We start from the raw sequence: 18,866 nt of genomic DNA, 5'->3' as shown, positions 1-18,866 counted from the left end.
CGATCTAGGAATCCGGGCGCGCCCCTCGGCGTCACCGCACGGCCGTTAGCGGTCGAAGCGCTCGCCGGCCTCGTCCTGGGCGCGCTGGGCGGCGCCCTTCGCGCGGTCGCGGCCCTGCTGGGTCGCGTCCTTGGCGCGGTCGCGGCCCTGGCCCTGGCCCTTGCGGTCCTTCGCCTGGTCCTGCGCCTGGCCGGCGAGGTTCTTGGCCTTGTCCTTGAACTGGTCGGCGATCGCCATGCTGTTCACTCCTATGTGATGCGTGGGGGTTCGGCCCCGGTGGGGCCTCGACCAGATTCACACGGCCGACCACGCTCCGCATGTCGATCACTCACGCTGCGTGCGCGTTGCGCGTTCGTCCTGGTCAGCGGCGCCTCCGGCGCCGACGAGGCCCCGGCTCCGGCCCTCCATGCGCGGGCCGAAGCGGCGCATCTCGCGCTGGCCGACGACGCCGATGAGGGTCGGCAGGTAGCCGCGTACGGACTGCATGCCGCGCAGCCACCACTGGGCGTAGACGTGGGCGGAACGGCGCTCGATGCCGGCGACGATGCGGTCGACGGCGGGGCCGAGCGGGTACGTGCGGTTGGTGGGCCACGGGAGGCGCTTGCGCAGGTCGCGCATGACGTCGTCCTCGTCGGCGCCGCGCACCATGTCGGTGTCGGTCCAGGAGAGGTAGCCGACGCCGACCTTCACGCCCTTGTAGCCGACCTCGCCGCGCAGGCTGTGCGCGAACGCCTCGACGCCCGACTTGGAGGCGCAGTAGGCGCTCATCATCGGGGCCGGGGTCATCGCGGCGAGGGACGCGATCTGGAGGAAGTAGCCCCGGCTCTCCATGAGGACGGGCAGGAAGGCGCGGGCCGTCACCGCGCCGCCGATGAGGTTGACCTCGATGACGCGGCGCCAGGCGACCGGGTCCGAGTCGACCAGGGGGCCGCCGGTGGCGACGCCCGCGTTGGCGACGACGATGTCGATCTTGCCGAAGCGGGCCTTCACCTCCTGGGCGACGCGGGCCATGGCCTCGTGGTCGGTGACGTCGGCGTGCCAGTGGTCGCTCTCGCCGTGGAGGCGGGCCGAGACCTTCTTCAGCTCGTCGGGTTCGAGGCCGACGAGGGCGAGGATCGCGCCCCGGGCGGAGAGCTTGCGGGCGAGGAGTTCGCCGACGCCGCGTGCCGCGCCGGTGACGACGACGACCTGTCCTTCGAGATTTCCCGTGCCGCTCACGCGACCTCCTCCTTGCCCTCGATGTCTGTACTACTCCGCGCGCCCTTGTCCGGGCCGCCCGGAAGGTAGGCGGTGACCAGTTCCCGTATCTTCGCCGTGACGGTCTCCGGCGCCTCCACGGGCGTCATGTGCCCCATGCCCGTCAGCTCGGTGAGGCCGAGGCAGTCGGGCAGGGCCGCCGCGATGGCGCGGGCGTGGACGGGCGGCGTGAGCCGGTCCTCCGTACCCGCGATGACCGCGGTGGGCACGCGCAACTCCCGTACGCCCTCCTCGAGATCGAGCTCCGCGAGGACGTGGCCCCAGGCGACCCGGGGTATGCGGGGGCAGGCGTGCACGATGCGGGCGCAGGTGTCGACCCGGTCGGGGGCCGAACCGGCGCCCATCGTCCCGTACTTCAGTATCCGTCGTGAAACCGGTGTAACCGGCCCAAGGGGGGCGCGCGCGCCGAGGATGGCGCGGGTGAGGCGGGTGCGTACGGCTCCGGCGCGCATCGGGACGACCAGCGACTCGGCGAGGAGCCGGGAGCTGCCGGTGCTGCACAGCAGGACGGCGACGGCGTGCTCGCGCAGCTTGGGGCGGCGGGAGGCGGACATGATCGTCATACCGCCCATGGAGTGCCCTGCCAGGACTGCCTTCTCGCCGGGGGCGAGGGTCGCGGCGAGGACGGCTTCGAGGTCGTCGGCGAGCGCGTCGGTGGTGTAGCCGTCGCGGGCGGCGGCGGGCGAGGTGCCGTGGCCGCGCTGGTCGTAGGCGATGACGCGGTGGTCGACGGCGAGGTCCCGTATCTGGGCGTCCCAGAAGCTGGTGTTGCAGGTCCAGCCGTGGGAGAGGACGACGGCTGGCGCGCCCTCCTGGCCGTGGATCTCGACGTGTATCCGGGAGCCGTCGGCGGAGACGGCGAGGAGTTCGCGGGCCGCGACGGGGCGGCGGCCCGCGACGGGCAGGGGTCGGCTCATCGGACGGCCTCCTCGGAGACGGTGTCGCCGGACGTGCGCTGGGCGGGGACGGGTGGACGCAGGACCTGGTATTCGGCCAGGTCGACGGTCCGGGTGGCCTTGCGGAACTCGGCGGTGGTGCCGGGCCAGACGGTGGTGTTGCGGCCGTTGGCGTCCAGGTACCAGCTGTTGCAGCCGCCGGTGTTCCAGACGGTGCGCTTCATGCGGTCCTGGACGCGGCGGTTCCAGGTGTTGACGGCGGAGGGGCGGGCGTCGAGGGCCGCCTTGCCGCCGAGGAGGTTCAACTGGCGCAGGTAGTCGGCCATGTAGTTCAGCTGGGACTCGATCATGAGGATCATCGAGGAGTTCCCGAGCCCGGTGTTGGGGCCGATGATCGTCATCCAGTTGGGGAAGCCGGCCGCGCTGGCGCCGCGCAGCGCCTGCATGCCGTCCTTCCAGGACTCGGTGAGCGTGATCCCGTCGGCGCCGACGACGCGTTCGGCGATCGGCATGTCGGTCACGTGGAAGCCGGTGCCGAAGATGATCGCGTCGACCTCGGCCTCCGTACCGTCGGAGGCGACGACCGTGGAGCCGCGGACCTCGGCGAGGCCGGAGGCGACGACGTCGACATTGGGCTGGGCCAGGGCGGGGTAGTACGTGCTCGACAGCAGGATGCGCTTGCAGCCGATGCGGTACGAGGGGGTCAGCTTGGCGCGGAGGGCCGGGTCCTTGATGGCGCGGGCCATGTTGGACTTCGCTATGCGCTCCACCAGGCCGAGCTGGTCGGGGTGCTTGGTGAAGGCGCTGACCTGCAACTCCCTGATGCCCCAGAGGAGTCCGCGGCGGGCGGCGCCGGTGGCGGGCAGGGTGCGGTGGAGCCACTGCTCGGCGCCGCTGATCTTCCGGTCCATGCGGGGCATGACCCAGGGCGGGGTGCGCTGGAAGAGCGTCAGCTTGCCGGCCTTCGGCTGGATCGCGGGGACGATCTGGATGGCGGAGGCGCCGGTGCCGATCATCGCGACGCGCTTGCCGGTGAGGTCGGCGTCGTGGTCCCAGCGGGCGGAGTGGAAGACCGTGCCGGGGAAGTCGGCGAGCCCCGGGATGTCGGGCATCTTCGGGTCGGAGAGCGGCCCGGTCGCGGAGACGACGACGTCCGCGACGACGGTGTTGCCGTTGGCGCTGTCGATGACCCAGTGCAGCTCGTCGTTGTCCCAGCGCATCTGCTTCACCTCGTGGTCGAGGCGCAGGTGGGCGCGGAGCCCGAAGGTGTCGGCGACGTGCTCCAGGTAGGCGCGGATGTGCTCCTGCCCGGAGAAGGTGCGCGGCCACTCGGGGTTGGGGGCGAACGAGAAGGAGTAGAGGTGGGACGGTACGTCGCAGGCGCATCCGGGGTAGCTGTTGTCGCGCCAGGTGCCGCCGACGGAACCGGCCCGTTCCAGGATCACGAAATCGGTGATGCCTTCGCGCCGCAGCCGGACCGCGGCGCCGAGGCCCCCGAATCCGGATCCGATCACCGCCACGCGTACATGCTCGTGCTGGGCCATGCTGCCGCCTCCCGCGGTACGTCACACGACTCTGCCAGCAATCACTGGCATGGTTGGGAGGGTAGAGCAGCGGAGTACCGATGGGTAGGGGGCGGACGGAGGAAAGTTACCGGCGGTACAACTTGCGGCTCGCACGCGTTCTTCTCGCCGGGGAGGCGGATAAGGTGCGGGGGTGGCAGATGGACCCGGGCACCGCGAGTACCGCATGGAGGAGCTGGCCAAGGAGGCCGGCATCCCCGTGCGGACCGTGCGCTTCTACCGTGAGCGCGGCCTGATCTCGCCACCCCGCCGCGAGGGCCGCATCGCCTGGTACGACGACCACCACCTGGCCCGCCTGCGCACCATCACGGGCCTTCTGGAGCGCGGCCACACCCTGACCGGCATCGCCGATCTCGCCCGTACGTTCGAGAGCGGACGCGATGTCGCGGAGGTGCTGGGCCTGGGCGAACCGTCCGAGGAGACCCCGGTCCGCCTGACGCCCGAGCAGCTGGCGGACTACTTCGAGGGCGAGTCCACGCCGGAGAACCTGGCGCTGGCGATGGAGCTGGGCTACCTGGGGACGGACGGCGAGGAGATCGTCCACATCAGCCGCCGCCTGCTGGACGTCTCGGCCGAGCTGGTCCGGGAGGGCGTGCCGCTGTCCGCGGTGCTGTCGACGGGCCGCCAGGTCCGCGCGCACGCGGAGGCGCTGGCGGACCTGTTCGTCTCGGTGCTCCAGGAGCACGGCGCGGAGACGGACCCGGAACCGCCCCAACTGCGGCCCCTGGCACGCGCGGTGATAGACGCGGAGCTGTCCATGGCGCTGGACCGGAGGCTGCGGCGGAAGCCGGAGGAACCGGAGGCGTAGGGGGGGGCGCCGACGGGCCGCCCCCGCCCCGCTCCTACTGCTCGTACACCACCGTCACCGGCGCGTGGTCGCTCCACCGTTCGCCGTGCGTGGCCGCCCGCTCGACCCACGCCTTCACCGCGCGGCCGGCGAGGCCGGGGGTCGCGACCTGGTAGTCGATGCGCCAGCCGGTGTCGTTGTCGAACGCGCGCCCCCGGTACGACCACCACGAGTACGGGCCCTCGACGTCCGGGTGCAGGGCGCGTACGACATCGACGTACGCGGCCTCCGCGAAGACCCGGGTCAGCCACGCGCGCTCCTCGGGGAGGAAGCCGGAGCTCTTGCGGTTGGCGCGCCAGTTCTTGAGGTCGGCTTCCTGGTGGGCGATGTTCCAGTCACCGCAGACGACGACCTCGCGGCCCTCGGCGGCGGCACGCGCCTTCAGCCCGACGAGGTAGGGCAGGAAGGCGGCCATGAAGCGCTCCTTCTCGTCCTGCCGTTCGGTGCCGACCTCACCGGAGGGCAGGTAGAGGCTCGCGACCGTGACGCCGGGCAGGTCGATCTCGACGTACCGCCCGCTCGTGTCGAACTCCTCGCACCCGGCGTGCCCGTGACCGCCGAAGCCGATCTGCACCCGCTCGGGGGCGCGCCGCGAGTAGAGGGAGACCCCGGCCCGGCCCTTGGCGGCGGCCGGCGCGTGGACGGTGTGCCAGCCCTCGGGGTCACGCACGTCCGCGGGCAGCTGCTCGGGCTCGGCGCGCACCTCCTGGAGGCAGATCACGTCGGCGTCGGTCTGCGCCAGCCACTCGACGAAGCCCTTCTTGGCGGCGGCGCGGAGTCCGTTTACATTCACGGAGGTCACGGTGAGCATTCCGGCACGATACCGGTCAATGATGCCGCATACATGTACGATGCATCGCATGAATATCCACACTCGGGCCTTCGACCACCCCGATGCCGTCAAACTCAACGACCGCGTGCAACTGGAGTACGCCGAGCGCTACGGCGATGGGGGCGATGTCACACCGCTGGACCCCACGATGTTCGACCCGCCTCACGGCCTGTACCTGATCGCGTACGACGCGTCGGAGCAGCCCGTCGCCACGGGCGGCTGGCGCTCCCAGGAGCGCAACGACGAGGGGTACTCGGACGGCGACGCCGAGCTGAAGCGGATGTACGTCATACCGGAGGGCCGCGGCCAGGGCCTCGCCCGCCGCATCCTGGCCGCCCTGGAGGCGGACGCCCGCGCCGCCGGCCGCACCCGCATGGTCCTGGAGACCGGCGACCGTCAGCCGGAGGCCATCGCCCTGTACCTCTCCAGCGGCTACACCCCGTGCGAGAAGTTCGGCCACTACCGCACGTACGACAGCAGCCGCTGCTTCGCGAAGCCGCTGCGGGGGAACGGCGCCGCCTGAGGCGGCGTCCCCCTCACCCCGCCTTCGGAAACGCCGTCTTCAGGGCCGTCCCCCGGGTGAGGAACGCGACGCGGATCACCGGCAGCATGCACAGCGTCTGCGTGACCGCGTACCAGGGCGGGCACACGCCCGGGACCAGGTCGACGCCGATGATGGCGATGGGCATGATCACCGCCAGGGTGCTCAGGCGCTCGAAGGCGCGGCGGGACCCCCCGGCGGCCGAGGCCGTGATGCGGAGCAGTACGTACGCGATCACCGGGAGCAGGACCGCGCGGACCCACATGAAGGTGTTCACCGTGTGACCGGTGGCGGCCACCACGACGACCGCGCCGAGGGCGGCGGCGGTGAGCGCGCCGTAGAGCGTGATGCTCCGGCGCGCCGAGGTGAGGGCCCGCAGGGCGTCGGACTGGAGATTCGTGTTCGAGGTCATGGTGACGACGCTAGGAAGCGCCGGTCCGGCACGGTATGCGTCTGGGCGCACAAGGGGGTGGGTCCAGACCCACTCCTCGCCCGGACCGGGCCTCCGCGCACTCCGCGCGGTGCAGAGTGGGTGCATCGGGACGGACGCGGGGAGGCAGCAGGCGATGAGAGTGCTGGGGTCGTGGGCGGCCGGGGCGGGTATCGGGTTCGTACGGGCGTGCGCCGTCGCCGCCGTCACGCTGCTGGTCCCCGCCGTGTGGGCGGGCGCGGTGGCGTGGGGCGTGGGGTGGGGCGCGACGAACCCCTGGTCGTGGGTCGGCCCGTCGGTGCTGGTGTGCGTGGGAACGCTCGCCCTGACGCGCCCCGTGTGCCGGGCGGTCCGCGCGCTGGTCGCCCGCTGGTCCGGGACCGGGATCCCGTCCGGCTACCGGAGCGCCCCGCCGGTGACGCGCATGGCCACGGGCTTCTGGTGGAACGGCTTCGACTACCACCGCACCCGCCGGGACGCCCTCATGGACCAGCGGTGGCGGCTGCGCTGGAAGGACCCGGCCAACTGGCGCGATCTGCGGTTCACGCTGCTCGCCCCGTTCACGGCGGGGATCGTGGCGTGCGTGCCGCTCGCGGGAGTGGTGTGGGGCGCCGTCGGACTGGGTACGGGCAGGCCGGCCCGGCTCCTCGGCCTCCTCGTGGCCGTCGCCTCCTCCCCGTACGCCTGGCGGCCGGTCACCCCGGTCGCGGTCCGTTTCCTGCGGCCGTCCGCGCGGATGGCGCTCGCGGACCGGGTGGACGAACTCACGGGGCAGCGGGCCGATGCGACGGTGGCCCAGGCCGCCGAGATCCGCCGGATCGAACGGGATCTGCACGACGGGGCGCAGGCCCGGCTCGTCGCGCTCGGGATGTCCCTGGCGACGGTGGAGAAACTGATGGAGACCGACCCGGACAGGGCCAGGGCGCTGATGCGCGAGGCGCGGGCGGGCGCCACCGCCTCGCTGACCGAGCTGCGCGACCTGGTGCACGGGATCAACCCGCCCGTGCTCAACGACCGGGGTCTCGTCGACGCCGTACGCGCTCTCGCCCTCGACAGCCCGCTCGAAACGGAGGTCGTCGCGGACGTGCCGGAACGGCTGGACGCGCCCGTCGAGTCGGCCGTCTACTTCGGCATCGCCGAGCTGCTGACCAACGCGGTCAAGCACGCCCGCGCGACGCGGATGCGGATCACCCTCGCCCAGGACGGCACGGGCCTCGTCGTGGAGGCGGAGGACGACGGGCGCGGCGGCGCGGTCGTCCGGGACGGCGGCGGGCTCGCGGGGCTGCGGCGGCGCCTCGCCGTGTTCGACGGCCGCCTCGACCTCACGAGTCCGGCCGGCGGACCGACTCTCGCGAGGATCATGGTGCCATGCGAATCGTTGTAGCGGAGGACCTGTATCTCCTGCGTGACGGCATGGTCCGTCTCATCGAGGCCTACGGCCACGAGGTGGTGGGCACGGCCGCGACCGGGCCGGAGACGCTGGCCGCCCTGCGCGAGTTCCGCCCGGACGTGGCGGTGTTGGACGTCCGCATGCCGCCGACGCAGACGGACGAGGGCCTGCGCGCGGCCCTCGCCGCCCGCGCCGAGATGCCGGGGCTGCCGGTGCTGGTCCTGTCCCAGTACGTGGAGCAGCTGTACGCCCGCGAGTTGCTGGCCGACGGGTCGGGCGGCGTCGGCTACTTCCTGAAGGAGAGCGTGTTCGACGCGGACCAGTTCATCGACGCGCTGGAACGGGTCGCGGCCGGCGGCACGGCCATGGACCCGGCGGTCATCGCGAAGCTCCTGTCCAGCGGCTCGTCCCACCGCCGACTCGACGGACTCACCGAGCGCGAGCACGCCGTCCTGGCACTGATGGCCGAGGGCCTCTCCAACCAGGCCATCGCGGGCCGCCTGTTCCTCAGCGACAGCGCGATCAGCAAGTACACGACCTCGCTGTTCGGCAAGCTGGGCATCACGGACGACGGCTCGAACAACCGCCGGGTGCTGGCGGTGCTGGCGTTCCTGCACCGGGCGTGAGAGGGGCCGTTCCCCGGCGTGCGCGCCCGTACGCCGGCTACCGGCCGTCCTCGCGGGCCAGGAACCCGGTTCCGGTCCACATCGCCGGGTCCGACGGCTCCAGGGGCAGCGGGGGGTGAGGGTAGGCGGTATGGCCGTCGGTGGGGGAACAGGCGGAGAAGGGGCCGGTGTCCGCGTCGAGGAGAGCGCTGAGGTGCGGGTCGCAGTGGTAGAGCCACCAGGTGGACATGCCGAGGTTCTCGTCCAGTCGCAGGTGCTCCCAGGCCCGCCACACGGCGTCCAGGCGCGAGATCGCCTCCGCGTGCTTCCACCAGGCGGGGCACCACGTCAGTGTGGTGCCGTTGATGCGGCGGCGGATCATCTGCGCGAGGTGATCGGTGACGAATGCGTCGAGGGAGGCGAAGACCGGCTCATCGCCGTCCGGCTCCGCGCTCTCCGGCACGTCGGCGTCCATCCAGATGTCGGTCACGGGCGGGCTCCGGGGTCGTATGCGTCGAGCGAGGCGCGTACGTCCTGGGCGTACCGCCCCTCCCACCACGGGATGGTCGCGACCAGGACGGGTGGTGCGCCGGAGGCCAGCACCAGGGCGCGGCCGGGCGGCATCGCACCGAGGTCGGCCACGTCCAGAACGCGTTCCCGGCGCGGGGAGTGGTTGGTCGAGCGGTTGGAGAACAGCCCCGCGCCCGACTGCGCGGGCTGGTAGGAGACCGCCACGGTCTCGGCTTCGAACTCCCCGGCCAGCTGCGAGAGGTCGCCGAGGAAGCGGGTGTCGGAGACACCGCCCCCGTACAGCCGGATGTTCGCCGCCGACCAGAGCTTCTCCATGCCCTTCTCGCCCCAGACCTCGATCCCCTGGGCCCAGGACTGCAGGATCGTCATGAGGATGATGCCGCGTGAGCCGTAGTGGGAGTACAGGTCGGGCAGGTCCGCCCATCGGCAGACGTTGGCCGCCTCGTCGAGCACACCGAGCAGGGGAACGGTCAGCCGGCCGCCGGGCTGCACCGTCGCGGCCTCCTCGGCCGCCTCCACGACGGCGACGGTCAGGGCGGTCACCAGGGGGCCCGCCGAGTCCTTGCCCTCCCGGGAGAGGGAATACAGCGTGCCGGTGCCCTCGGCGACGAAGTCCGCCGGCACGAACTCACGGCGTTTGGCCATGGACCGGCCCTGCGTGATCCAGGGATGGACGGCCGGGTTCACCAGGCAGGAGGCCATCTGCATGGCGGTGCCGTAGATACCGCCGCGCTGCTTCTCCGGCGCGGTCACGACGCCTTCGACGGAATCGGCGGGCAGTTCGTGGCCGTGGGTGCGCAGGATCCGGACGGGGGTGTCGTCCTTCGGCCTGGTCAGCCATTGGTAGACCTGGGTGATGGGGGCCCCGGACTCGGCGGCGGCCAGGAGCAGGTTCGCCAGGAGGTCCTGTCCGGCCGGTTCGAAGAACGCGTCGGTGCTGGCCCCCTGCTCGCGCGAGCCCAGTGCGAAGTGGCCGGCCAGCTTCCGGGCGCGCGAGACGTCCGTGACGTACCCCAAGGGGTTCCACCACCACGAAGGAGGCTCCCCGGCCCGGCCCTGCGGGTCGAAGACCCAGACCTCCCCCTTCGCGCCCCGGGGGCCGCGGGTGGCGTCGACGACGTCGCGCTTGTTGGAGGTGACGAGTACGGAGCCGGGCGCGTCGAGGATCGCGGGGATCGCCCGCCGGGTGGTCTTGCCGGTGCGGGGGCCCCAGATGTCGATGTGCATGTCCTCGAAGGACCCGTACAGCGGGCGGGCGCCGTTCACGGTCCTCCCGATGAACACACCGGGGGTCGCGGACTTCGTTCCCAGGCGGGCCGCGGTGGCGGCGGCGCCCTTCGCGCTGAGCTTGTCGAGGTCCTTCCCCCGGGCCAGGTGGCGGGCCGCGCGGTCGATGGCGGGCCGGGAGTCGCTCTTCAGGCGGGCGCGGAGGACGAGCGCGGCGGCCACGAGGACCGCGACGCCCTCCCCCACCGCGACGATCGTGGCCGACGTCCCGGGCCATCGCGACGTACCGCCGGGCAGCCCGATGACGTAGACGAACGGATTGGCGGCGGGCGCGGGCCCGCCGTCGACCGCGGCCCCCGCCTGGGCGGCGCCCCAGCACCCCAGCACGGCGAGGGCGGCGGTGAACACCACTCCCAGGAAGAGGAAGGGGCCCACCTCCGAGCCGGCCCCCCGCTTCCCCTCGGTGGCCGTCATGTGGAGGCCCACCTGCGGTTCGTGTCGTTGACGGCGAGTTCGGCACGGGTCAGCTCCACCTGGAGCGGGATGCCCGGCCGGCCACCGACCTTGATGAGGAACTTGCCGCGCCCCGGCGGGGGCGCCTCACGGCCGGCGCCCGCGTCCCAGGCGGGCGGCGTCGACCAGCCACTGATCATTTCCTGCTCGACGCCCGACATGGCGACCACCTGGTTCAGCTGGGGCATCTCGGCGCCGGGAAGCCCTCCGCAGATCACCATGCCGGCGCGTTCCACGAAGCCCTTGGCCTTCATCCGGTCCTCCTCCGCGGACAGCGCGAGCAGGTCGGACATGGTGTGGGTGATCATCGCCATGCCGACGCCGCGCTGCCGGTTGAGGCGGGTCAACGCGTCGACCCGGTCGACCAGTCCACGGCCGGCCCGCAGCACCCGCCACAGCTCGTCGAGGATGACGAAGTAGTGGCGCTGGGGTTCGAGACCGGCGTCGGCGAGCGCCTGGGACGCCGCCACGGCACTGAACCCGTACGTCCAGCAGGACAGCAGCGCCGCCGCCTGCAGGAGGACTTCGGAGTCGTCGATGGAGGAGACGTCGAAGCACACGGGCCGGTCCGTGTTCATGGGGACCGAGGTGGGGTGCGCGAACATGTCGCCGAGGCGCCCCTGTCCGAGGAGACCCGTCAGCGAGGACTCCAGCGACTCCGTGATGTCCCGGTAACGCCCGAGGCTGCCCCGGTCCAGGGCGACGGACCTGACGAGCTCCGGCGCCTCGTGCACGACGCGCAGCAGGTCGGCCATGACCGGGCTGCCCTCGTGCCGGTCGTCGAGGACCGTCAGGGCGGCGGCGATGATCGTCTCCTCCCGGTCGCTCGGCGGTTCGCCACGGGAGATCGTCAGCAGCGCGGACACGGCGTTCAGCCGGCGCCCGTGCGCGTCGGCGATGAGCGCGCGCCTCGCCTCGCCGGTCAGCCGGGCGGCGGCGTCCGCGGCGATCGAGGTGTCGAGCGGGTTGAGGTAGCCCCGGCCGCGGCCCATCGTGATGACCTGCCCGCCGAGCGCGTCGACGAGGTCCGCGTAGTCGGGCTTGAGGTCGCCGAAGACCATGGGGTAGGTGCCGTACCCGGCGAGGCCGAGCGCCATGCGGCGTACCACCGTCGACTTGCCCAGCCCCGGCTTCCCGAGCACGAACGCGGACGGGTTGAGCAGCAGATTGGCACGCTGGAACCAGGAGATCGGATCGCAGCACACGGCCGCGCCGGAGATCAGGTCGCGCCCCAGTGGCACGCCGACCATGGGGGTCCCCGACCCGGCCGCGAACGGCCACATGCCGCAGACCTGCACCGTGGTCCCCCGCCACTCGGGGGCGGCCTCCACGTACGCGGCGCTCCCCCCGCCCCTGCCCGGCCAGCCGCGCGAACCGGGGCCCGGGGGCCGTGGCGCGGCCGGGGTCTTCTTCTTTGCCAACGTTCTTCTCCCCTTGCGGCTTACGGCTACATGGCGTCGCGTACGGCTTGGGGTACGCGCAGGTGGTGCGGCACCACGATGCCGATGGGCAGGGCCGCCGCGAACGCGGATGCCTGTGAACCGTGCACCCGGCGCAGTGCGACCCTGGCGGGCGCGGACAGGTTGTCGACGGCCGCCGCCGCGCGCTCCAGGTCCTCCCGGTCCAGGACGGTCGCGGTGACCAGCATCCCGAACCGCACGACGCCGGCGCCGGTCGCCTCCTCCCGGGCCGCCTGCTCGGCGGCGCGGACACCGACGGAGTCCCTGGCGTTCTCGACCTTGGCCTGCTGGGCCTTGAACAGGGCGTCCTTGTGGTCGCGTTCGACCACTCGGGCGGCGGTGGCCGGGTCGTGCGGGCGGTAGAGGAGGGTGACGCGCTTCCGGCTGATGTCGGGGTGGGGCAGCAGCAGCGAGGTCAGTACGGAGGAGAAGACCTCGCCCCGCGGGGCCTCGCTCATCGACCAGGTGATGGAGTGGGCGCCGTCGTGCCGGTAGTGGTCCCAGGACTCCTCCGCCCCGATGGGGCCGGCGTCGTTCCAGGTGATGCCGGTGCCTCCGTTGCCGCGCGCCTCCTCGACCAGGACGGCGACCGAGGGGTCGTACGCCACCCGGACCGCGTCGGTGAGGTCGGCGGCGCTCATCGGGCGTGCCGGTCCTGCCCCGGTCATCGCGAGGTTGGCGGCCAGCCCGGGCAGGCGCAGGCCGATGACCTCGGCCATCCCGGCCGCGTCGCGCCGCTTCTGGCCGGGGCGGGCCGCGCCTGAGTAGGTGAGGGCGATACGGGTGGACAGGGTCGCCGAGCCCGCCGGGTAGGTGCGCATGACCTCGTGCAGGACCTGCTGCGCGAGCGGTGGCGCGGCCGGGTCCATGTTCTCCGTGATCTCGCGTTCGAGGCGGGTGCCCGGGTCGGGGGCGGCCTCGATCGTCACCGAGCAGGCGACGAGACCGGGCTCGTACGCGAGGGAGGCCAGCCACTGGCCCCAGTGCGCCACCCAGGTGTCCACCTGCTCCTCGTCCACGAGGGAGGCGCCGTCGGCGTCGCACTGCAGTACGGCGGTGTGGTGGTTGGTCAGGGGGACGCTCAGCAGGGCGAAGGGGTTCCCGTGGGCGTCGACGCTCTCGGTGAGCGTCGACGTGGCCGCGAGGCCCGGGAGTTGGCACGTTCCGTAGGCGGTGCGGCCCAGCGGGCCCGAGCGGTAGACGTTCTTCCCCGACGACTTCCCGCGCGCGAAAGCGAACCGTGCGGTGACCCGCTGCAGCCCGTTGCGACCGTGCCGGTCGCGCATGAGCAGGGGCGCCAGGGACAGCACGACGACCACCCCGAGCCCGACGGCGAGCCAGACCGAGATGAGCATGGCCAGGACGACCATGATCATGCCGCCGAGCAGCACCATGGTGCCCGCCATGCCGAGGCCGTGGATGCCCGGCGAGGTGGGCTTCCGCCAGTTCCCGTAGGTACGCGGTCCGCTGATCTCACTTGCTGCCATCGGGGCCTCTGTTCGCTGAGTTCTCCACGGCCTTGTTGGCCGCTCCCTTCGCGCTCTTGACCGCGGCCGCGGTGACCGCGACCGCGATGCCGACGGGGCCTCCCGCGGCGGACGCCTTCATGGCCACTCCGCCCGTCGCCTTCGACGCCGTGGTCATGGAGCCGGTCTTGGCGAGGCTGGGCGTGCCCGGCGCGGTGCGCGCCCCCATGGGCGCCTGCGGGCCGTTCGGCGGCGGGGGCCCGGAGGAGGAGTTGCGCATCTGGCCGACCCGCTTGGCGCCACTGGCCACCGCCCGGCCCATGCCCGCCGCGGCCTTGCCCCCGGAGCCACCGGAGCCGGCCGCCTGTACCAGCGGGGTGGTGAAGCGCATCAGGGCGGGCAGGGCGACGAGGGCCAGAATCATCAGCATGATGCCGCAGATCGACATCAGCATGGTGCCGGAGTCTGCCTCGCCGTCGCCGACGATGGCCGTCATCCGGATCGCCGTCGCGTACACGATCGCCGCCGCGGGCTTGTAGAGGATGAAGGCGATCAGCCAGCCCAGCGACTTCCGGAACCACGCCTGCCCGGCAGGGGTCGACGACGCGGCGGCGCTCAGCGGCAGCGTGCCGACGAGCAGCACCAGCATGGCCGTACGCACCATCATGAGGCCCACCTGGGCCACGCAGGCCAGGGTGGCGATCAACGCGAGGATCAGCGCGATGACGGGGCCGTTGAAGCCCACCATCATGGAGAGCCCGAGCCATCCGACGACGGCCTCGCCGAACTCCTTGCCGCCGTACGCCTCCTTGATGATCCACGTGGAGAAGGAGTCCGAAGCCTGGGCGAGGAGATTGAAACCGCCCACGCTCGCCGCTGTGACGACGGTCAGGGTCAGCATCCCCTTGGCCGCTTCGACGGCGGCGTCACCACGCCGGGTGACGGCCATCCTTCCCGCGGCGACGAGCAGGCACAGAACGGCTATCCATGTCGTGATCCACCCCGTATGGAGCCAGATCCATCCGACCGGATCGCCCTTGACGCCGTTCCCGTTGCCTTCGAGGCTGGGCGTGGGGATGCGCACCCACCACGTCATCACGGTCCCGACGAGCTTCCCGAGCCCCTCGGTCAGCCAGTTGACGATGCCCGTGAACGCGCTCGCGCCGACGTCGGACGCCTTGTCGGCGGCGCAGTCCCCCCAGTTCATGGGGTTCCAGCAGCTACCCACGAACGATCACCCCCGGGGAAACATCATGTAGCCGTCGATGGTGTCCTTGGGGGCGGCGAGTTCCGTCTGCCCGCCGTCCGGCGCCATCTTCTGCTTCCAGTCCCCCTGGTGCCAGCGCGCGGTCAGCGGCATCGACAGGACCTTGCCGCCCGGTGTCTGGAAGGCGAGATCCACCACGGCCGTGTCCGCCGAGTAGGAGACCAGCTTGTAGCCGGACAGCTGGGGCAGGCCGAACTCGGGCGGGTAGTCGGAGGTCCAGTCGCTGCGGTTGGCCGCCACCGACTGCTCGTACACCGCCTTGGTCTCGTCCGGGTACACCTGCTGCTCAACGACGTCCCGCCAGCCGGGTCCGTTGGCCGAGCGGACGGAGATGTTCGCGAGTGCGAGCAGTGCTCCGCGCGGGGTGTGGGCGAAGCAGCGGGCGACCTGGCCGTCGGTGACGGCCGGCCCCGACTGCTGCGAGAGGGGGAGGTTGAGCGGGCCGAGCTTCTTCCAGCTCAGCCCGATCGAGCGCAGGTCGGCGATGCCGCCCTCCGAGGTGTCGGTGTCCTTCAGCGCGGGGCAGGACGACGTGGCCGAAGAGGCGGTGGCCTTCGGGGCGGGCGGGGCCGGGGACGCGGGCACGCCGGACGTGGGGGCCGCAGGACGTGCGTCGTCCTCGCTCTTCCCGCCCGGAGTGCTGGTCAGCACGACGACGCCGCCGAGCACCACGATCAGGCCGATTCCCACAGCCGAGGCGATGAAGCCCGGCTTCGCGAATGGGCTCCGCTCCCTCTCCGGTGTCTCCTCGCCCGCCTGCTCGGAACTGCCCACGCCTCTTCCCCCCTGGTCCTGTTGATCACACTCGCGCGAGGCCGCGGGGCCTCAGACCACCAAGGCGTTGACCAGGGCGGACGCGGCGCCGACCAGGATGCACGCGCCCAGGACGTAGGCGAGGCCCGTGGCGTGCTCGCCGCCCTGTCCGCGCTGGTGGGAGATCGCCATCCGGCCCGCGACGACGAGGACGCCCATGACGCACAGTCCCAGGACGATCCAGGCCACCCAGCCCAGGATGGACTTGAGCTTGCTCGCGCCGGGAGGCTCCGCTCCCTGGCCGGGATTGACCACTTCGGCGAGGTGGGCGGGAGCGGCATTCACCGCGTCTCCCGCCGCCATCAAGACGTCATGCAGCATGAAGAGCCCCCGGATTTCCAGCCTCCGCGGATGACATCGCCGAGGCGCGTGCGGCAGAGCGCATCACTCCGCCGGGGCCGATCATAGATGCGAATCGAAAACATGTCCTCCGAACAAAGAACATTCATGAACTAGGCTGCACCCGCACGGCGTTGCCATCGGGAATGTGCTGGGGGGGCTCCGCGAAGGCCGGGCATCCCCCACGGCGCACTCGGTGATCAGGTAGTTCGGACGTACGGGGGCGTCGGTTCGCATGCGGTCGTCGGCAAGTACGGGCATCGGGTGCCTCGCGGGGTTCGTGGCGTGCCTGCTCGGGTCCTTCTTCCTGCTGCCCGTCATCGTGTTCGGCGGCGGGAACCCGAAGGACCAGACGCCGCCCGCTGAGCTCAACTCCGGCGCGGTGCCCGCTCTTTACCTGCAATGGGTGCTCAAGGCGGGTGACATGTGCAAGGAGATCCCCGCGCCCCTGATAGCGGCTCAGATCGAGCAGGAGTCGGGCTGGAACCCGAACGCGGTGAGCCCCGCGGGAGCCCAGGGCATCTCCCAGTTCATGCCCGGCACCTGGCCCTCCTGGGGACGGGACGACGACGGGAACGGCGAGGCCGACCCCTTCGACGCGGGCGACGCGATCATGGCGCAGGGGCGATACGACTGCTCGCACGCCGAACTGATCGCCGGTTACCTGAAGAAGGGCCTGGTCAAGGGGTCGTTGATCGAGCTGGTCCTCGCCGCTTACAACGCGGGGGCGGGGGCGGTGCTGGACGCCGGAGGAGTACCGGACAACGGGGAGACCCCGCACTACGTCGACGTCATCACCGCATTGGTCGCCAAGTACACCAAGGCCCTGAAGGACGGCGGGACCGTACCCGCGGGACAGCGTCTGGCCTCGCCGCTGCGGGAGAAGGCCCTGATCACCTCCCCTTACGGAGGGAAGCGGCCGAGCAGCGCCTACGGCTACCACACCGGGATCGACTTCGGCGTCGGGCTGGGGACCCCCATCCACGCCGCGGGCGACGGCACGGTGACCTTCGCCGGCTGGAACTCCGCCTACGGCAACCGGATCGTCATCCAGCACGCGAAGCGGGGCGGCAAGACCGTGGAGACCACCTACAACCACCTGTTCACGCTGAAGGTCGCCAAGGGCGACACCGTGAGCGTGGGCCAGGTGATCGCGGCATCGGGGAACACCGGCAACTCCACCGGACCGCACCTGCACTTCGAGGTGAAGTACGGCGGAGAATTCACCGACCCCGGCCCCTGGATCGGACTGGACTGACATGCCCCGACTCCGCACGACCGCCGTGGCCCTCGCCCTCGCCGGGACGCTCACCCTGACGCTCGCGGGATGCGCCTCCGGCAAGGACGGCACCCCGGCTCCCACATCGTCGGCCGGCCCTTCGGCACCCGCCGCGAAGGTCCCCGCCGCCTCCTCGCGACCGCTCGACGCGGACGCCCACGTCCCCCGCGTCCGGCGGATCGACGAGCGGGACGCGAGCGCCGTGGCGCTGGCGTGGGCCGAGCTCTCCTACGGATACGACACCGCGTACGACGCGCACCCGCATGCCGCGAGACTGCGCGCCGCCCGGTACCTGACTCCGGAGAAGGCGGCCCTGGCGAAGGCGTACGCCCCCACCTCCGGCCCGGGCGCCCAGTGGAACACCTGGGCCTCCCACCGCGCCTGGACCGAGGCACACGCCGCCCCGGCCGATCCGGACGACGACGCGGAACCGGACACCGGCACCCTGGCGTACCGTGTCGTCTCCGTCGACGGCACGGCGCGCGGACGCGACGGCTGGAAGGGCACGGGCCCCCGTCTGCACGCCTACCTCACGCTCACCCGGACCGGCCCGGAGGCACCTTGGCGCATCCGGGACACCACGGTCGTCGATGCCGTGACCCCGCCGTCGAACCAGTCCTGACGTCCCGCCCGAGACCGACCGAGAAGGAGTTCCCGTGCCCGACACGGACCCACGGCAGATCCCCGGCTGGCCCCTGGTCGACGTCCTGCTCACCCCGGAGGGGACGGCGGCCGTCAGCGGTGCCCCCGTACCGGTTCCGGCCGGACAGGACCCGCGCGCCGCGGCTCTCACCCGGGCCGCCGAGACCGCGGTCCGCCTCGGCCGTCCCGTCCGCACCCGTCTGACGGACGCCGAGGGCGCCGAGTGGCTCCTCGCGGTCTCTCCCGACGGCACCGAGGCGGTCCTGACCGCTCCGCAGCAGAAGCCCCGGTCGCGCAAGGAGAAGCGGCGCGCGAAGGCCGGGCCCCAGGCGGCCCGCGGCGCACCCCGCGCCACCGGGACGGCCCCCGCCCCGCCGACCGCCGTACCGCCCACCGCCGGCCCGCCCATCGCCGTACCACCGACCGCCGGCCCGCCCACCGCCGTACCACCGACCGCCGTAGCGCCCACCGCCGTACCGCCCGCAACCGGGCCGGCGGACGTCCGGAGCCGCATCACCACGGCCGTCGACGCGCTGGACTGGCCCGAGGCGCTGAGGCTGTGCGCCGAACTCGTGCACTCGGCCGCACCGCTGGAGGCCGACTCGGCCCTGGAGATACAGGCGCGGATCACCGGGCTCTCCGGCGACCGCGAGACCTCGTACGCCCGCTTCCGCGACCTTGCCGACCTGCGCCTCGCCGCCCTCGGCCCGACGCACCCGGACACCTCGGCGGCCGCCGAGGCCGCCCAGGAGCAGTGGGCCGGGCTGGCCCCCGACCGGGCCGCCCGCCTAAGCGACGACATCTTCGCCCTGCGGACCCGCGTACCGGGCCCGGACGGCCGGGGAGCGGGACGCGCTCGCCGTCATCTGCTCGGACTCCACGCCCGCCGCACAGGTGGCGGAAGGGGGGCCGGGTGAGGGAGCGACGGCGCCGACGACCTTGCGGGGC

At 72.3% G+C, this 18,866-nt stretch carries 20 protein-coding genes; 7 read left to right on the top strand and 13 right to left on the bottom strand.

Features of this window, described 5'->3' with window-relative positions; translation table 11 throughout:
- Positions 1-45: 45 nt before the first annotated feature.
- From ACN6LM_RS18685 to ACN6LM_RS18670, 4 genes are all read right to left on the bottom strand, one after another.
- Entirely contained in the window at positions 46-237 is a 192-nt protein-coding gene (locus tag ACN6LM_RS18685; protein ID WP_445066520.1) for a hypothetical protein, read from the bottom strand.
- A gap of 87 nt (positions 238-324) precedes the next feature.
- A complete protein-coding gene (locus ACN6LM_RS18680) occupies positions 325-1,218 on the bottom strand; it encodes an SDR family oxidoreductase (protein ID WP_445066518.1) in 894 nt (297 codons plus the stop codon).
- Complete coding sequence (locus ACN6LM_RS18675; RefSeq protein ID WP_445066517.1) at positions 1,215-2,174, bottom strand: alpha/beta fold hydrolase; 960 nt, start codon at positions 2,172-2,174, stop codon at positions 1,215-1,217. The genes ACN6LM_RS18680 and ACN6LM_RS18675 overlap by 4 nt, the downstream gene beginning before the upstream one ends.
- A complete protein-coding gene (locus ACN6LM_RS18670) occupies positions 2,171-3,697 on the bottom strand; it encodes a flavin-containing monooxygenase (protein WP_445066516.1) in 1,527 nt (508 codons plus the stop codon). The genes ACN6LM_RS18675 and ACN6LM_RS18670 overlap by 4 nt, the downstream gene beginning before the upstream one ends.
- A gap of 205 nt (positions 3,698-3,902) precedes the next feature.
- Between ACN6LM_RS18670 and ACN6LM_RS18665 the strand changes: the two genes are divergently transcribed.
- Positions 3,903-4,544 carry a MerR family transcriptional regulator gene (locus ACN6LM_RS18665; protein ID WP_445066523.1) on the top strand — a complete coding sequence of 214 codons (642 nt, stop codon included), beginning with the start codon at positions 3,903-3,905 and terminating at the stop codon, positions 4,542-4,544.
- A 34-nt stretch (positions 4,545-4,578) separates the two neighbouring features.
- On the opposite strand, the gene ACN6LM_RS18660 is transcribed toward ACN6LM_RS18665, so the two are convergent.
- Positions 4,579-5,394: an exodeoxyribonuclease III gene (locus ACN6LM_RS18660; protein WP_445066514.1), complete on the bottom strand. Its 816-nt coding sequence runs from the start codon at positions 5,392-5,394 to the stop codon at positions 4,579-4,581.
- Between the two features lie 49 nt (positions 5,395-5,443).
- Between ACN6LM_RS18660 and ACN6LM_RS18655 the strand changes: the two genes are divergently transcribed.
- Positions 5,444-5,938, top strand: coding sequence for a GNAT family N-acetyltransferase (locus ACN6LM_RS18655; protein ID WP_445066512.1), 495 nt, complete (start codon positions 5,444-5,446; stop codon positions 5,936-5,938).
- Between the two features lie 13 nt (positions 5,939-5,951).
- On the opposite strand, the gene ACN6LM_RS18650 is transcribed toward ACN6LM_RS18655, so the two are convergent.
- Positions 5,952-6,368 carry a hypothetical protein gene (locus ACN6LM_RS18650; RefSeq protein ID WP_445066511.1) on the bottom strand — a complete coding sequence of 139 codons (417 nt, stop codon included), beginning with the start codon at positions 6,366-6,368 and terminating at the stop codon, positions 5,952-5,954.
- 154 nt (positions 6,369-6,522) lie between these two features.
- Here ACN6LM_RS18650 and ACN6LM_RS18645 point away from each other — a divergent pair, with 154 nt between their 5' ends.
- Positions 6,523-7,770, top strand: a complete 1,248-nt coding sequence (locus ACN6LM_RS18645) for a histidine kinase (RefSeq protein ID WP_445066509.1) — start codon at positions 6,523-6,525, stop codon at positions 7,768-7,770.
- Entirely contained in the window at positions 7,755-8,402 is a 648-nt protein-coding gene (locus ACN6LM_RS18640) for a response regulator transcription factor (protein WP_445066508.1), read from the top strand. The genes ACN6LM_RS18645 and ACN6LM_RS18640 overlap by 16 nt, the downstream gene beginning before the upstream one ends.
- Positions 8,403-8,439: 37 nt before the next feature.
- On the opposite strand, the gene ACN6LM_RS18635 is transcribed toward ACN6LM_RS18640, so the two are convergent.
- Genes ACN6LM_RS18635 through ACN6LM_RS18605 form a run of 7 tightly spaced genes read right to left on the bottom strand, consistent with a single transcriptional unit; the run spans position 8,440 to position 15,979 of the window.
- Complete coding sequence (locus tag ACN6LM_RS18635) at positions 8,440-8,871, bottom strand: DUF4913 domain-containing protein (RefSeq protein ID WP_445066507.1); 432 nt, start codon at positions 8,869-8,871, stop codon at positions 8,440-8,442.
- Complete coding sequence (locus tag ACN6LM_RS18630; RefSeq protein WP_445066506.1) at positions 8,868-10,613, bottom strand: type IV secretory system conjugative DNA transfer family protein; 1,746 nt, start codon at positions 10,611-10,613, stop codon at positions 8,868-8,870. Before ACN6LM_RS18630 ends, ACN6LM_RS18635 begins: the two co-directional genes overlap by 4 nt.
- Positions 10,610-12,073, bottom strand: coding sequence for an ATP/GTP-binding protein (locus tag ACN6LM_RS18625; protein ID WP_445066505.1), 1,464 nt, complete (start codon positions 12,071-12,073; stop codon positions 10,610-10,612). Before ACN6LM_RS18625 ends, ACN6LM_RS18630 begins: the two co-directional genes overlap by 4 nt.
- Positions 12,074-12,099: 26 nt before the next feature.
- A complete protein-coding gene (locus ACN6LM_RS18620; protein ID WP_445066504.1) occupies positions 12,100-13,599 on the bottom strand; it encodes an SCO6880 family protein in 1,500 nt (499 codons plus the stop codon).
- A complete protein-coding gene (locus tag ACN6LM_RS18615; RefSeq protein ID WP_445066502.1) occupies positions 13,586-14,785 on the bottom strand; it encodes a hypothetical protein in 1,200 nt (399 codons plus the stop codon). The genes ACN6LM_RS18620 and ACN6LM_RS18615 overlap by 14 nt, the downstream gene beginning before the upstream one ends.
- 27 nt (positions 14,786-14,812) lie before the next feature.
- Complete coding sequence (locus ACN6LM_RS18610) at positions 14,813-15,619, bottom strand: hypothetical protein (protein ID WP_445066501.1); 807 nt, start codon at positions 15,617-15,619, stop codon at positions 14,813-14,815.
- Positions 15,620-15,670: 51 nt separating this feature from the next.
- Positions 15,671-15,979 carry a hypothetical protein gene (locus ACN6LM_RS18605; RefSeq protein ID WP_445066499.1) on the bottom strand — a complete coding sequence of 103 codons (309 nt, stop codon included), beginning with the start codon at positions 15,977-15,979 and terminating at the stop codon, positions 15,671-15,673.
- Between the two features lie 253 nt (positions 15,980-16,232).
- Between ACN6LM_RS18605 and ACN6LM_RS18600 the strand changes: the two genes are divergently transcribed.
- Genes ACN6LM_RS18600 through ACN6LM_RS18590 form a run of 3 tightly spaced genes read left to right on the top strand, consistent with a single transcriptional unit; the run spans position 16,233 to position 18,835 of the window.
- Positions 16,233-17,255 carry a peptidoglycan DD-metalloendopeptidase family protein gene (locus ACN6LM_RS18600; RefSeq protein ID WP_445066497.1) on the top strand — a complete coding sequence of 341 codons (1,023 nt, stop codon included), beginning with the start codon at positions 16,233-16,235 and terminating at the stop codon, positions 17,253-17,255.
- Between the two features lies 1 nt (position 17,256).
- Positions 17,257-17,898: a hypothetical protein gene (locus tag ACN6LM_RS18595; RefSeq protein ID WP_445066496.1), complete on the top strand. Its 642-nt coding sequence runs from the start codon at positions 17,257-17,259 to the stop codon at positions 17,896-17,898.
- Positions 17,899-17,932: 34 nt separating this feature from the next.
- Positions 17,933-18,835: a hypothetical protein gene (locus tag ACN6LM_RS18590; RefSeq protein ID WP_445066495.1), complete on the top strand. Its 903-nt coding sequence runs from the start codon at positions 17,933-17,935 to the stop codon at positions 18,833-18,835.
- Positions 18,836-18,866 lie beyond the last annotated feature (31 nt).

Source organism: Streptomyces sp. SAS_281, assembly GCF_052542855.1.
The sequence above is the reverse complement of the archived record's forward strand: the minus strand, read 5'-3'. Positions and strand labels throughout refer to the sequence as shown.

What these genes read in the sequence shown, in the direction of transcription:
- ACN6LM_RS18670 (WP_445066516.1), bottom strand. Translation starts at nt 3,697, where the DNA reads ATGGCCCAGCACGAGCATGTACGCGTGGCGGTGATCGGATCCGGATTC.
- ACN6LM_RS18660 (WP_445066514.1), bottom strand. Translation starts at nt 5,394, where the DNA reads ATGCTCACCGTGACCTCCGTGAATGTAAACGGACTCCGCGCCGCCGCC.
- ACN6LM_RS18650 (WP_445066511.1), bottom strand. Translation starts at nt 6,368, where the DNA reads ATGACCTCGAACACGAATCTCCAGTCCGACGCCCTGCGGGCCCTCACC.
- ACN6LM_RS18665 (WP_445066523.1), top strand. Translation starts at nt 3,903, where the DNA reads ATGGAGGAGCTGGCCAAGGAGGCCGGCATCCCCGTGCGGACCGTGCGC.
- ACN6LM_RS18600 (WP_445066497.1), top strand. Translation starts at nt 16,233, where the DNA reads ATGCGGTCGTCGGCAAGTACGGGCATCGGGTGCCTCGCGGGGTTCGTG.
- ACN6LM_RS18675 (WP_445066517.1), bottom strand. Translation starts at nt 2,174, where the DNA reads ATGAGCCGACCCCTGCCCGTCGCGGGCCGCCGCCCCGTCGCGGCCCGC.
- ACN6LM_RS18645 (WP_445066509.1), top strand. Translation starts at nt 6,523, where the DNA reads ATGAGAGTGCTGGGGTCGTGGGCGGCCGGGGCGGGTATCGGGTTCGTA.
- ACN6LM_RS18615 (WP_445066502.1), bottom strand. Translation starts at nt 14,785, where the DNA reads ATGAACTGGGGGGACTGCGCCGCCGACAAGGCGTCCGACGTCGGCGCG.
- ACN6LM_RS18685 (WP_445066520.1), bottom strand. Translation starts at nt 237, where the DNA reads ATGGCGATCGCCGACCAGTTCAAGGACAAGGCCAAGAACCTCGCCGGC.
- ACN6LM_RS18605 (WP_445066499.1), bottom strand. Translation starts at nt 15,979, where the DNA reads ATGCTGCATGACGTCTTGATGGCGGCGGGAGACGCGGTGAATGCCGCT.
- ACN6LM_RS18595 (WP_445066496.1), top strand. Translation starts at nt 17,257, where the DNA reads ATGCCCCGACTCCGCACGACCGCCGTGGCCCTCGCCCTCGCCGGGACG.
- ACN6LM_RS18620 (WP_445066504.1), bottom strand. Translation starts at nt 13,599, where the DNA reads ATGGCAGCAAGTGAGATCAGCGGACCGCGTACCTACGGGAACTGGCGG.
- ACN6LM_RS18630 (WP_445066506.1), bottom strand. Translation starts at nt 10,613, where the DNA reads ATGACGGCCACCGAGGGGAAGCGGGGGGCCGGCTCGGAGGTGGGCCCC.
- ACN6LM_RS18640 (WP_445066508.1), top strand. Translation starts at nt 7,755, where the DNA reads ATGCGAATCGTTGTAGCGGAGGACCTGTATCTCCTGCGTGACGGCATG.
- ACN6LM_RS18655 (WP_445066512.1), top strand. Translation starts at nt 5,444, where the DNA reads ATGAATATCCACACTCGGGCCTTCGACCACCCCGATGCCGTCAAACTC.